A 13,480-nucleotide genomic window follows, 5' to 3' on the forward strand; every position below is an offset into this window, starting at 1 on the left:
AATTATATAAAAAAATACTGCCACATTAGCATCTTTTTTATGCTAGTGTGACAGCCTCATTTATAACCTAAAACTTATTAAAACCAGTTAAATCTACATCTTCAAGTTTTACAAGTTTAGTAGAATGTTTAATCTTATAAATTATAAGCAATCCTAAAAAAATAGGTAATCCTATGTATGAAGATATTACTCCACCCCAGTCTATATGACTTTCTTGAAAATATGTAATACCCTGTCCTAATACTACAACTGCACATAATGTAAATGCAATTATGGGACCTACTGGGAAAAATTTAGCTCTATATTTTAATTTGGATAAATCCTTTTTCTGTACAATACAAGCCCTTCTAAATCTATAATGACATGTAGCAATTCCAAGCCAGGCTATAAATCCCGAAAGTCCTGAAGCTGCAACCAACCATACATAAACTGAACTTTGAGCATAAAGGCCTGTTAAAAAGCACAATGAAGCTATTATAGTTGTAGCTATAACGGAATTTACAGGGACACCTCTTGAATTTACTTTTCCAAAAATCTTAGGTGCATCGCCATCTTTTGCCATTGAATACAACATTCTTGTAGATGCATACATTCCTGAATTTCCACAAGAAAGTACAGATGTTAATATAACAGCATTCATAAGAGATGCAGCTCCTGCTATTCCTGCTCTTTGGAATATCATAGTAAAAGGACTTATCTTAACTCCAGCCTTTGTATATGGAATTATTGCTCCAACTACTATAATTGTTCCAATGTAAAATATTATTATTCTCCAAAATATTGTATTTATTGCTTTAGGTATAGTTTTTTCGGGGTTTTCGCTTTCACCTGCAGCAATACCTACAAGTTCTGTCCCTTGAAATGAGAATCCTGCAATTAAAAATACTAAAAATATAGATTTAGCTCCTCCAACAAATGGTGCTTCTCCAACAGTAAAATTTTTAAATCCAATAGGACTCCCATTAAATATTCCAAATATGAGAGCTACTCCAATTATTAAAAATACTATAACTGTAAATACTTTAATTCCAGCAAACCAAAATTCAGATTCTCCATAAGCTCTTGCAGATAACAAGTTAAGTCCAACTATAAGTACTAGAAACGTTGCACTCCATATTACCGGTGGAACATTTGGAAACCAAAACCTCATTATAACTCCCCCAGCAACCATTTCAGCAGCAACTGTAATTGCCCAATTGTACCAATAATTCCAACCAAGTGCAAATCCCAAAGCTGGATCTACAAATTTTATAGCATATATACTAAAGGATCCTGAATCTGGCATATAAGTAGCCATTTCTCCTAAACTTGTCATTAGAAAATAAACCATTATTCCTATACAGGCATATGCTACTATTGCACCACCAGGTCCAGCTTGTTTTATAGTATCCCCTAGTGCTAAAAATATACCAGTACCTATTGCCCCACCAAGAGCAATCATGTTTAAATGCCTTGCCTTAAGACCTCTTTTTAATTGATTTGAATTTTCATCTTTAGCTTCTAAATTATTTTGCATTTTACTCCTCCTTAGTAAGTGTCTTTCTTATAAATGAAAACTAAGGTAAAATAAAACACCTTGAGAATCACTCAAGGCATTTTATTTTACGTATTTTATACGTTTAAAATTTATACCACTTTGAATGATAGCTCTCCACAAACATTATTGTGGCAGTTTTACATATATTTTAAGTAAAACCAACTTTTCAGCATCAAAGCCTTTGCTGAAAGTTTCGGCAAAGTTTCCTTTCAAATAGCTTCATCGTGCTTATCTCAACTATTTTACTGATAAACAATGCTCCTCTATCCTAATTATTCATTTAATAATACGTTATCATCTATATTATTAATCATATTATAAAATTAGTCAATACAATTTTTTATCATGTATTTTAATTTTTCTATAATTAAAAGGAATTATTTAAAATATGTCGAATATTATAGCATATAAACTATTATTAGGAGGTTTTTTATGGGATCTTTAAAAGGTACAAAAACTGCTGAAAACTTAATGAAAGCTTTTGCTGGTGAGTCACAAGCTAGAAATAGGTATACTTTTTATGCTTCTGTTGCAAAAAAAGAAGGTTACGTTCAAATTTCAAACATATTTATAGAAACTGCTAATAACGAAAAAGAACATGCAAAGAGATTTTTTAAATTTGTAAATGAAGATTTATGTGGAGAAGCTGTAGAAATAAATGCATCATATCCTGTTGCACTTGGAGATACTAAAACAAACTTAAAAGCTGCAGCTGCTGGTGAAAATGAAGAATGGTCCACTCTATATCCTGAATTCGCAAAAGTAGCTGATGAAGAAGGCTTTTCAGTTATTGCAACTGTTTTTAGAAAAATTGCAGAAGTTGAAAAACATCATGAAGAAAGATACAAAGCTTTACTTAAAAATGTTGAAGAAAATAAAGTATTTACTAAAGATAAAGTATATAAATGGAAATGCACTAACTGCGGATACATTTATGAAGGTACTTCAGCTCCTGAATCATGTCCTGCATGTGCACATCCTCAATCTTACTTTGAGCTACTTTCAGATAACTTTTAATAGTTCGGCTAAGAAAAATAGCAGATGGAACCACTTTCCACCTGCTATTTTTATATTAATTTTTCTGTTTAAAATCATCTGGCACATCAATTCCTGCCATTTTCATAAGATACAGTGCATTACGAGTTTCAGAAATTCCCCTTTTAAGTTTATAGTCGAAATATATTTTATTATTATTATAGTATTCTCTAAAGTGATAGTTTTTAATATTTCCTAAGCTCTCCTTTTCCATATCGCAGAGTTCCAAATCGTGAGTTGATACCATACCACATGTATTCAATTTTCTAAGCTCATTTATAAGTATTTTTGCTCCAATATGCCTATCTAAAGAATTGGTTCCCTTGAATATTTCATCTAACAAGAAGAATATATATTCTCCTCTCTTTGCACATTCTACAATAGACTTTATTCTTAAAATTTCTCCATAAAAAGAAGATATATTTTTATCTAAATTATCACTTATTCTCATACAAGTGTGTATATTCATAATTGAACAGGAGAACTGCTCGGCACATACAGCAGAACCTGAATATGCAAGTATTAGATTTACACCAGAAGTTCTTAAAAAAGTGCTCTTACCAGACATATTTGATCCTGTTATAAGTAGTACTCTTGAATTTTCTCCTATAGTTAAATCATTGCTTACAGCTTTTCCTCTAATAAGAGGATGAGCCATGGATTTTGCCTTTATAGTAAGAGGTTTTTCCAAAATTTCAGGAATACACCAATTAGGATGATCAAAATTTATAATGGAAAGACTACTTAAAGCTTCAATTTCTGCTATAGCCTCAATCCACTTAGACACATTGTTACCATTTTGAAGTTTCCACTTTTCAAGTGCAAACATACTTTGATAATCCCAAAGGAAAAGTATATTTAAAAGTAAATATGCCATATTCCTTCTTTCAGAAATATTGTTTACTATTTTAACTAAATCTTCCATAGGTTTAAACCTACCATGATTTAAATCAGACTCCATTTCATTTCTTCCAAATATACCTTGAATCTGTTTTATGAGTTTTGAAGAAAACCTTTCCTTGTATATCATATTTATTATATTTTCATATGAACTTAAATTTTCTTTAAGTTTAAACAGAGTATCTAAACTATTTGACCTATTCTTAAAATCAACAGATAAAATCAACATTGGAAAAAGCAGTGCTAAATATCCAATATAGTCAGGAAGCATATTAAAAATAAAACTCATAAATAGAAGAGATATAGTTATTACAGGAATAATTTTAAAAAGTACTATGATAAACTTATTTCTATAAATCTTATTTCCAGACTCGTTAAGTAAATGAACTAAATCTTTGATTTCATATTTGTTTTTATTATTTCCTGCAAAATAGGCTTCACATTGAAGTCTTTGTCTAAACTTTATCTTATGTGATAGCTCAGCTATTGCCTGTTGATTTAATAGTATACTCTCTCTTTTATGATATTTAGCTTTTAATATATCAGCTAATTTTTTCCTTCCAAGTTCTGTTTTACAAGTATTTATCCATTGAAATATAGATCCTTTTCCAAATACATCTAAATCAAAGCTGTAATCATGATCTTGATTTTCAAATTCACTTCCAGAATCTTTAAATTCTGTCCAATTTCCCTTTAATCTTTCATAGGAAGTGTTATTTATATCAGCAAGTTTCTTTGTAAAATCAAAATTATGCTTAAATTTTTCGTGCATTTTAACTGTATAAATAAATAAAACTAAAAATACAATAAATGAGCTTATACTTAAATATATATATCCATGATTGTACAACAATATAGTAGTAATAAGTCCCAATAGGAAAACAAGTAATCTTACTTTACTTATAAATTTAATTGCTCTATTTTCATTTTCAGCAAGCCAACTGTAGTGCCGACTTCTATTTATATAGATTTTTTCAATATTTTTCATATTTTATACCTATATCAACTTTCTATTGTCATTTTTTAATATTTTTGAAGGTTTTAATTCTTGAATATATTCGTTTATTTTAAAATCCATTTTCAATATATGATCACCTATCCAAGTATATATAAAATCAAGTAATGATAAAACTTCTTTTTCTGGATTATCTTCTATTTTCTCAATATCAAAATTCTCTATTTTTTCTATAAACTTATCATGAACTAGTTTTTGATTTTTATATCCAGGATATTCGTACAGTAACATTAATCTTTCCTCATCTTCAAAATGATAAACTGTATAATCTCTAAGTTCATCAATACCATCTAGAACTTTGTCAATATAAAATATACTATCAGGACCTTTTATGCTATCATATAACGATTGTCCTATTCTAAATAATTTCTTATGCTCATCATCAATCAACTTTATTCCACATTTGTATTCGTCTTTCCATTCAAACATTTTATATTTCTCCTTCTAATATTAAATTTAATTCTAATATACAATCAATTATAGCATATCTATAATTTAATGATTTATAAAGAATTAAAAAAAGAAGTAATAGAATACCTTTTTAATATTCTAAAACTCCCTTTAATTATTAACATATAATTACATAACGCTACTTGGCATTACAGCATCTAATACTCCTATTACAAGTGCTGCTAAAATAGCACCTATCATTGACACACTCATATTTGGAACTATGAATTGAGTTATATATATTATAATAGCTGCAATTAAAAATCCTTTTAATCCCTTTCCAAAAGGAGATGCATCAATTCCCATATACCTTTCAACTGCATAATCTATTGCACTTATTACTACTGCAGCTCCCAAATATGACCACAAGCCTACTATAGTAAAACCAGGTGTTAAAAAAGACGTTATGGCAAGTATAACCACTGTAATCATAAGTCTCATGATATATCCTCCTATAGAAGACTTTTCATTTTTACCACTTGTATTGTTCACAATAATCACTCCTTTACATATGATAATTTCAAGTACTATTTAAATTCTATAGCAAATAAATTTTTATTATATATAATATATTTACCCCATTTTTTAAAAATTATTTATAAAAATAGAAAAAGTTCCAGTAAACACTGAAACTTTTCCTATTGTATCTTTTAAAACTCATTAAATTTATCTTTAGGTACTCCACATATCGGACATTTTTCAGGAGCTTCTCCCTCTACAGTGAAGCCACACACTGAACATACATATATTTTGGTACCTTCTAGATCTTTTCCCTGTTTAGCTGAGTCCTGAGCCTTTTTAAATAATTTGGCATGCTCTTTCTCTGCACTAAGTGCAAATGAAAATGATCTTTTAGCATCTTCTTCCCCTTGTAACTTGGCAGTTTCAAGGTATACAGGATACATTTGATTTATCTCGTGCATTTCACCGTCAAATGCTCCTTGAAGATTGTTAACTACATTTGTCATTCCAAATACGCCACCTGCTGTAACTGAACTATCACCAGCTTGATCTTTAAGCACATTAAAATGGTTCTTAGCATGAACCCACTCTGCATAGGAAATAGCCTTAAATAGTCTTCCTATATTGTGGTACCCCTCTTTAGCCGCTTCTTCGCCCCAAATTAAATACCTCATATGAGCCATACTTTCTCCACCATAAGCTGAACGCAGAAAATCCGCAGTCATTGCATTTTTTACAGACACATTATCACCTCATTAAATAAATTTTATCCATATATTATATATTCCCTTAAATGAGTAATAATATTCTAATTTAAAACTTAAAATTTCCATTTTCAAATATAGGTATTTCTCTTCCCTCTTGTGTTATTCCCATTATATTTAAATCTTCAGTGCCTACCATAAAGTCAACATGTTCAAGGGACTGATTTACTCCAAGATCTGAAAGCTTTTCCTTAGACATATTTTCGCTTCCACGAAGGCATACAGGATATGCCTCACCTATAGCCAAATGACAAGATGCATTTTCATCAAACAATGTATTGTAAAATAGTACCTTAGAATTTGATATAGGTGAATCAAATGGAACAAGTGCAACTTCACCAAGATAATGAGATCCTTCATCAGTTTCAATAATATGTTTTAATGTTTCTAAACCACGCTTTGCAGTATAGTTTATTATTTTTCCATCTTTAAATTCCATTGAAAAATCCTCAATTAAATTTCCGTTGTAATTTAAAGGTTTTGAACTTACAACTTTTCCATTTACTCCTGTTTTTAAAGGAAGGGTAAATACCTCTTCTGTAGGTATATTTGCCATAAATTCAGTTCCCTTTTCACTAAATGATGAACCTCCAAGCCAGATATGCTCTTTTGGAAGTTCTATTTTAAGGTCTGTTCCAAGTGAATTTTTGTATTTTAGATACTTAAATTTATTTTTATTTAAAAAGTCCATTCTACTTTTCAATTTATCCTTATGTTCATCCCATGCTTTTACAGGATCCCACTCTCCTACTCTTGTTGCTTTAAATACTGCATCCCATAACTTTTCCACTGCTTCATTCTCATCAATACTAGAGAATACTTTTTTAGACCAAGCCTTAGTAGGCACAGATACAACACACCATACATTTTTATCAGCCATAGTTCTAGCTCTAAATTCAGAAAGAGCTTTATTTGCAGCCTTAGTAGCTCTCATTATTCTACTTTGATCCACATCTTTCATAAGTTCAGGATCTGTAGCATGTATTGTTAAAAACGCAGCATCTTGTCTTGCATATCCTGTATATAGTTCCTTTTTCCAATCTGGGAATTCATCAAATACACTTTCCTTTGCATATAGATATTTTATTTTTGAGAGTTTTTCATCGTTCCAATTTACAATTACATCCTTAGCTCCTTCCTTGTAAGCAATTTTTGAAACAAGTCTTGTAAAATAATCACACTCTATCGGGGAATTGATAACTAAAATTTGATCTTGTTGAATATTTATACCTATTTTTACAATTAACTTAGCATATTTTTCTAAAAATTCTTTATTCATTTTGCCACTTCCTTACAATTTGATTATATATTACAATACAATAATATCATATGTAGTTTATTATTAACATAATATATTATTGTTAAAATTTTATTGTATACATAAAATCAAAAATTACCTATTTTATATTATAATCATAAATTACTATAATTTTATATAAAATTAAAAATTTGCATGATTCACATATAATAGTATAATGATTACATTGAATACTTTAGTAGAAAGGTGATTATATTGTATAAAAGAGGAGATTTTCATTTACATTCAAATGCATCTGATGGTAGACTTCCGCCTAGAGAATTAGTTAATCTAGCAAAAACACAAGGCCTTGATATAATTTCTATAACAGATCACGACACTGTATCAGGACTTGAAGAAGCGATTTCTCAAAGCAGTACAATTGGAATTAAAGTAATTCCAGGAATAGAACTCTCAACTCTCTATAATGGAACTAGTGTTCATGTACTTGGCTACTTCAATAATATAGATGATATACATACAGAATTTAAAGCTTTTCTCAAAGATATGGGAAATTACAGAATAAAAAGAGCAAAAAAAATAATATATAATCTATATAAATTTTTTAATATAAAATTAAATTACGAAGATGTGTTAAAAAGTGCTCATGGAATAGTTGCAAGACCTCATATAGCAAAAGCAATAATAGATGCCGGGTACAACTACAGTTTTGATTACATATTTTCAAACTTCATAGGAGAAAACAGTCCTGCATATGTACCAAACAAAAAGTTGACTACAGAGGAAGGAATAAGTATTCTAAAATCAATGAAAGCTGTGACTGTTCTTGCACATCCTGTCCTAATAAAGAAATTAAATATTGAGGATGTAATTAAATTGCCCTTTGATGGTATAGAGGCAATTTATCCCGCTAATACTGATGAAGACACTTTTAAATTTATAGACTATGCAAATAAATATAATAAGATTATATCTGCAGGTTCAGATTTCCATGGCTTAGATGAGAAAGATTCAAAACATGGCCATTATCCAGGAGTAGTGTATCTTGAAGAGGACAGGATAGAACTGTTTTTAAACAAACTAAATTCCATGTCTAAATAAAAGACTATTAATAAAATCAGGTGTCCTAATTTAGAGCACCTGATTTTTTAAATCATATTATATTCTATTTAAAAATGCAGTATATCCTTTAACAGCCTCATATATATCTGCCTTTGATGCAATCTCCCAAGGTGCGTGCATATTTTGAAGAGCTATTCCACAGTCTATAACCTGCATATTGTACTCTGCAAGTATATATGCTATAGTTCCACCACCACCTTGGTCTACCTTACCAAGTTCTGAAGTCTGCCATGATACATTGTTGTCATCCATAACTTTTCTTATTTCTGCAATAAACTCTGGATTTGCATCGTTACATCCTGATTTTCCTCTTGCTCCAGTGTATTTGTTAAATACTATTCCTTTACCAAAATAAGCTGAGTTATTTTTCTCCATTGTAGAAGGATAGTTTGGATCAAAAGCGGCACTTACATCAGAGGATAACATCTTTGAATTTGTAAGAGCTCTTCTTAGTTTTAAATCACTGTAATCTCCCATAAGATCTATTATTTCTGCCACAGTATTTTCAAAAAATCTAGATTGCATTCCAGTGGCACCAACACTACCTATTTCTTCCTTATCAACTAATAGTGTAACACAAGTTTTATCTGGATTTTCTATTTTCATCATAGCATCAAAAGAAGTATAGGCACATATTTTATCATCATGACCATATGCCATTACCATACTCTTATCTATGCCATAGTCCCTTGCTTTTCCTGCAGGTACTACTTCAAGTTCTGCAGAAACAAAATCTTCTTCTTCTATGCCATATTTATTATTTAATATTTCAAGTATATTTTGTTTTACTCTATTTTTTACTTCCTTATCTTTAACTGGAATACTTCCAACTAGTATATTTAAATCTTCTCCTTCAATTACCTTTGAAGCTTTTTTAGTCATTTGTTCATTTGAAAGATGTACTAAAAGATCAGATACTCCAACTACAGGATCATTTTCATCTTCACCAATTACAATATTAACTTTTGTTCCATCTTTTTTTACAACTACTCCATGAATTGCAAGTGGTAAAGTTACCCATTGATATTTTTTTATTCCTCCATAATAGTGAGTATCGAGCATAGCAAGATCAGTATCTTCGTAAAGTGGATTTTGCTTTAAATCAAGTCTAGGAGAATCAATATGAGCTCCAAGTATTCTCATACCTTCTTGTATATCTTTAGTTCCAATTACAAAGAGAGCTACAGTCTTATCTTTGTTATTTGCATAGACTTTATCTCCTGGATTCAACTTTTTCTTATTCTTTATTATTTCATCAATATTCTTATATCCCTTTGTTTCTGCTATTCTTATAAACTCTCTAGTGCATTCCCTTTCTGTTTTACACTTTGACATGAAATTTTTATATTCATCGGATATTTTAAACAACTTATCAAAATCATCTTTTGAGTATTTATCCCATGCATAACTATATTTTTTCTGTAAATCCTTTGTCATAATCATCTCTCCTTTTTCATCTATATTATATCAAACACTTAAATTATTTTCCATAAACCCTTAATTATAGAATATACCTTACAATTTTATATCCACTTCTTCTTTCTAAATATCATTATAAGTATAAATGCGATTAATACCATTAACATAATTACATAGTGATATCCATTTTTTACATTTATAAATGGCGTACCATTTAACTGCATACTATACATACTTGTTATGAGATTTAAAGGCATAAATATACTAGTTACAACTGTGAATATCTTCATGAGTTCGTTTGTCTTATTAGCTGCTTCAGATTCAAAAGCCTCCCTAACCATAGCTAAATCTTGAACTAGACTCTCAACAGCACCTATAAGCTTCTCTATCTTTTTGTTAATTCCAATAAAATATTTTAAACTGTCTTTTTCTATTATAAAATTATCATTTAAATTAAGACTATCTCCTATATGCCTTAATGGATTTAAGTACTTTCTAATTTTATACACCTGTCTTCTCAATGTTATTAAATTATACAATTGTTCTTTCTCAGGAGATTTTAATATACTTATCTCTATTCTATCTACTTGTGTTTCTAGTTCTGATATAATATCATAATTTCTTATTATGATCCTATCTAATATGTAGTAAAGAAGTATATCTACTTGAGGTTTATCCTTTAATATAAAACAGTTTTTTGACTCCTTTATATCTGTAATCAATTCATTTAATATATTCATTGTATCTCTATAAACTGTTATTATATACTTTTTTGACAAAAACACATATAACTCTTTTGAAACAATTATATTATCAACATAACTCAATACATTAAAAATAGCAAATGTATACTCGTTAAAAAAACTTATCTTAGCAGATTTTGAAAATTCTTTGCAATCTTTCATGCTTTCACTATCTATAGTTATAAACTCATCTAATTTTTCAATTTCACTTGTATTTGCAAGTATCCAATAATAGTTACTCTTTAAATTTCCTTCCTTAACTACATTCATGAAATTATTCTCTATATCTATTATTTTCAAAAAAACACCACCATTATAGCTATATGAATCAAAATAAAAATAACTATAATTATTTTGCTCAAAAATTATAGTTATTAATCACTTATAGCTATATAATAGTAGATATTAATTTGAAAGTACTTTGTCCATAAATATATCATGCTCTTCCATAGGCACTTTATCTATAATCTGGAAGTCGTAACATATTCCAATTTTTTTACTATTAGATGAAAGCTTATTTAGAAATCTGTCATAATATCCTGCTCCATAACCTAATCTTCCTCCAGATTTATCAAAAGCTATTCCAGGTACATATGATATATCTATATCCTTTTCATCTACTTTATTTTTAATATTCACAGGTTCTAATATATTAAACTTTCCAGGTTTCAAATCACTAAACTTTTTTATTTCAACTGCAATCATCCCCTGATCTTTAGATATCACCTTAGGTACACAAACTCTTTTACCATCTTCAAGTGCAAAATTAATTATTTTATGAGTATAAATTTCACTTTTGTAACTTACAAATATAAATATACAATTTGAATTTATATAATCCTCACTATTTATAATCTTATCAAATACTATACTATCAAATTTTTTACGTTTAGACTCAGTTAAATTATTTCTAAGAGTTTCCATATATTTTCTAATACTATTTTTATCCTTCATGTTAATTTTCATTCCTCTTGTCTTCAACTTGTTTTATTCTACTACTTATTATATCTACTGGTGTTACTTTAGAAATCAAACTATATCTAAAATTTGCAGCTGCTGCTTCTATTATAACTGCTAAATTTCTACCTGGCCTTATTGGCAATGTGAGTTTTCTTATTTTAACATTTAGTATATCTGCATACTCCTTGTCTACTCCAAGTCTATCGTAATTTTGTTCCTCTTTCCACTGCTCTATGTATATAACTAGATTAATCACCTTACTTTTTAAAACAGAACTCAAACCATAAAGTGCAGGTATATCTATTATTCCCATTCCTCTAACTTCTATCATACCAGATGTTATAAAAGGAGACATTCCATGGAGCTCTCCATCTATTTCCTTTATATCAACAGCATCATCTGCCACTAATCTATGACCTCTTTTTATAAGCTCAAGTGCAGTTTCACTTTTTCCTATTCCACTTTCTCCAGTTATCAGTATTCCAACTCCATACACATCTACAAGTACTCCATGAAGTCTTGTTTCAGGTGCCAATTTATAGTCAAGATAGTTCATAAGTTTATTTATAAATCTTGTAGATAGCATATTAGTTCTAAGCACCCATCTTCCATTTTTAATTGCATTGTCTAAAAGTTCTTTATGTGGAACTAGACCCCTAGTTATTACAGTACATGGATTATCAAATTCAAAATACTTTTTCAGCCTCTTTTCTCTAAGATCAGGCTGCATTGCATCTAAAAAACTCCATTCTGCTTTTCCAACAACCTGTACCCTTTCATTTGCAAAATAATTATAAAATCCACTGAACTGTAATCCAGGTCTATTTATATCACTTACTTTTATTTCATTTATAGTTTTCCCTTCGTTTAGCACCTCTAAATTCAAGTCATTTATTATATCCTTAACTGTTACTCCCATATTATTCCTCCTAGTTTAATCTTTCATTACTGGGATTTACTTTTTTAATTGTATCTAATTGTGATTTCAAATTGGCTCTTATATTTTGTAAATACTTTTTTCTAAGTTCTCTTTGTTCCAATTTTTCTTCTTCTGTAAGTTTTTCACTTTTACTTTTGTGATATAAAAAATTTATTCTACTAACTAATTCATCTATATTCAAAATAATCCTCCTAACAATATACAATACTTATTTACATTTTATATATTATAACATAAAAATAAAAAAGTACACTATATACCTTTACATCATAAAATATTCTAAAAAGTTTTTGACAATATTTTAATATTACGCTTTTTTTGTATTACCTTATATACCAATATATAAAGACATTTTTTACTCTTTTCCACATTTTTTCCACAGAATAGTCCACACGTTATCTACAGACATATTGTTTGTTCTTGTAATAATATGTATATTATTGACTTATAAAAATTATGCTTAATTTTATAATATCTGTTAAAATATAAGTAACAAATAAATTTTAATTATGAGGTAATTATAATGAATAACAAATCAAAAAATTTAGAGGCGGAGATAATTTCATTAAAAGAAATGTTATATAATTTAATCAAAAAGAATAGTTTAACTGATAAAAAAGTAGTAAAATGCAGTATGAAATTAGATAAGTTAATCTTAGAATATCAGAAATTAAAACGTCACTAAATTCAAAATTATATCTTTATTAAGATAATCCTTTACATCTAATCAATACCATTTTCATATAATATATATTTTCATATATGTCTTCTTATTTATTTTATAAAAATATTTTAAAAATTAAATCTATTTATATCTTATATATCAAACAGTAGAAACTATTTGTAATTTATAAAAAGGGAGCAATCGCCCCCTA

General features: G+C 28.7%; 14 protein-coding genes and 1 riboswitch. Of the genes, 3 read left to right on the forward strand and 11 right to left on the reverse strand.

The genetic code is table 11. The annotated features are described in order from the left end of the window. Positions 1-67: 67 nt before the first annotated feature. Positions 68-1,516, reverse strand: coding sequence for an amino acid permease (locus H2684_RS11270; RefSeq protein ID WP_182089499.1), 1,449 nt, complete (start codon positions 1,514-1,516; stop codon positions 68-70). Positions 1,517-1,636: 120 nt separating this feature from the next. Continuing rightward, positions 1,637-1,811, reverse strand: a riboswitch (Lysine riboswitch). Between the two features lie 158 nt (positions 1,812-1,969). On the opposite strand from H2684_RS11270, the gene rbr reads away from it, so the two are divergent. Then, a complete protein-coding gene (gene rbr / locus H2684_RS11275) occupies positions 1,970-2,554 on the forward strand; it encodes a rubrerythrin (protein WP_182089500.1) in 585 nt (194 codons plus the stop codon). A gap of 55 nt (positions 2,555-2,609) precedes the next feature. On the opposite strand, the gene H2684_RS11280 is transcribed toward rbr, so the two are convergent. From H2684_RS11280 to H2684_RS11300, 5 genes are all read right to left on the reverse strand, one after another. Continuing rightward, positions 2,610-4,460, reverse strand: a complete 1,851-nt coding sequence (locus H2684_RS11280) for a MutS family DNA mismatch repair protein (RefSeq protein ID WP_182089501.1) — start codon at positions 4,458-4,460, stop codon at positions 2,610-2,612. Positions 4,461-4,469: 9 nt separating this feature from the next. Then, the gene (locus tag H2684_RS11285; protein WP_182089502.1) at positions 4,470-4,916 is read right to left on the reverse strand and encodes a hemerythrin family protein; all 447 of its coding nucleotides are present in this window, start codon (positions 4,914-4,916) and stop codon (positions 4,470-4,472) included. Between the two features lie 150 nt (positions 4,917-5,066). Further along, positions 5,067-5,378: a phage holin family protein gene (locus H2684_RS11290; RefSeq protein WP_182089528.1), complete on the reverse strand. Its 312-nt coding sequence runs from the start codon at positions 5,376-5,378 to the stop codon at positions 5,067-5,069. Between the two features lie 209 nt (positions 5,379-5,587). After that, complete coding sequence (locus H2684_RS11295; RefSeq protein ID WP_182089503.1) at positions 5,588-6,142, reverse strand: rubrerythrin family protein; 555 nt, start codon at positions 6,140-6,142, stop codon at positions 5,588-5,590. A 70-nt stretch (positions 6,143-6,212) separates the two neighbouring features. Then, positions 6,213-7,442 (reverse strand): aminopeptidase, encoded by a 1,230-nt coding sequence (locus H2684_RS11300; protein ID WP_182089504.1) that lies wholly within the window; start codon positions 7,440-7,442, stop codon positions 6,213-6,215. Between the two features lie 234 nt (positions 7,443-7,676). Here H2684_RS11300 and H2684_RS11305 point away from each other — a divergent pair, with 234 nt between their 5' ends. Then, positions 7,677-8,522, forward strand: coding sequence for a PHP domain-containing protein (locus H2684_RS11305; protein ID WP_182089505.1), 846 nt, complete (start codon positions 7,677-7,679; stop codon positions 8,520-8,522). A gap of 57 nt (positions 8,523-8,579) precedes the next feature. On the opposite strand, the gene H2684_RS11310 is transcribed toward H2684_RS11305, so the two are convergent. The 5 genes from H2684_RS11310 to H2684_RS11330 form a co-directional block, all read right to left on the reverse strand. Further along, positions 8,580-9,980 carry an aminopeptidase gene (locus tag H2684_RS11310; protein ID WP_182089506.1) on the reverse strand — a complete coding sequence of 467 codons (1,401 nt, stop codon included), beginning with the start codon at positions 9,978-9,980 and terminating at the stop codon, positions 8,580-8,582. Positions 9,981-10,066: 86 nt separating this feature from the next. Then, a complete protein-coding gene (locus tag H2684_RS11315) occupies positions 10,067-11,005 on the reverse strand; it encodes a magnesium transporter CorA family protein (protein WP_182089507.1) in 939 nt (312 codons plus the stop codon). A 105-nt stretch (positions 11,006-11,110) separates the two neighbouring features. Further along, on the reverse strand, positions 11,111-11,671 hold the full coding sequence (locus H2684_RS11320; protein ID WP_243159338.1) for a 5-formyltetrahydrofolate cyclo-ligase: 561 nt from the start codon (positions 11,669-11,671) through the stop codon (positions 11,111-11,113). Continuing rightward, positions 11,661-12,584 (reverse strand): HPr(Ser) kinase/phosphatase, encoded by a 924-nt coding sequence (hprK, locus tag H2684_RS11325; RefSeq protein ID WP_182089509.1) that lies wholly within the window; start codon positions 12,582-12,584, stop codon positions 11,661-11,663. Before hprK ends, H2684_RS11320 begins: the two co-directional genes overlap by 11 nt. 10 nt (positions 12,585-12,594) lie before the next feature. After that, on the reverse strand, positions 12,595-12,786 hold the full coding sequence (locus H2684_RS11330) for a DUF896 domain-containing protein (RefSeq protein WP_182089510.1): 192 nt from the start codon (positions 12,784-12,786) through the stop codon (positions 12,595-12,597). Between the two features lie 342 nt (positions 12,787-13,128). On the opposite strand from H2684_RS11330, the gene H2684_RS11335 reads away from it, so the two are divergent. Beyond that, positions 13,129-13,290: an aspartyl-phosphate phosphatase Spo0E family protein gene (locus H2684_RS11335; RefSeq protein ID WP_182089511.1), complete on the forward strand. Its 162-nt coding sequence runs from the start codon at positions 13,129-13,131 to the stop codon at positions 13,288-13,290. The last annotated feature ends 190 nt before the right edge of the window (positions 13,291-13,480 follow it).

This window comes from Clostridium sp. cel8 (assembly GCF_014050525.1).
Taxonomy (GTDB): domain Bacteria; phylum Bacillota; class Clostridia; order Clostridiales; family Clostridiaceae; genus Clostridium_B.

Coding starts and splice junctions, on each gene's coding strand:
- H2684_RS11270 (WP_182089499.1), bottom strand. CDS start 1,516: ATGCAAAATAATTTAGAAGCTAAAGATGAAAATTCAAATCAATTAAAA.
- rbr (WP_182089500.1), top strand. CDS start 1,970: ATGGGATCTTTAAAAGGTACAAAAACTGCTGAAAACTTAATGAAAGCT.
- H2684_RS11280 (WP_182089501.1), bottom strand. CDS start 4,460: ATGAAAAATATTGAAAAAATCTATATAAATAGAAGTCGGCACTACAGT.
- H2684_RS11285 (WP_182089502.1), bottom strand. CDS start 4,916: ATGTTTGAATGGAAAGACGAATACAAATGTGGAATAAAGTTGATTGAT.
- H2684_RS11290 (WP_182089528.1), bottom strand. CDS start 5,378: ATGAGACTTATGATTACAGTGGTTATACTTGCCATAACGTCTTTTTTA.
- H2684_RS11300 (WP_182089504.1), bottom strand. CDS start 7,442: ATGAATAAAGAATTTTTAGAAAAATATGCTAAGTTAATTGTAAAAATA.
- H2684_RS11310 (WP_182089506.1), bottom strand. CDS start 9,980: ATGACAAAGGATTTACAGAAAAAATATAGTTATGCATGGGATAAATAC.
- H2684_RS11320 (WP_243159338.1), bottom strand. CDS start 11,671: ATGAAAATTAACATGAAGGATAAAAATAGTATTAGAAAATATATGGAA.
- hprK (WP_182089509.1), bottom strand. CDS start 12,584: ATGGGAGTAACAGTTAAGGATATAATAAATGACTTGAATTTAGAGGTG.
- H2684_RS11335 (WP_182089511.1), top strand. CDS start 13,129: ATGAATAACAAATCAAAAAATTTAGAGGCGGAGATAATTTCATTAAAA.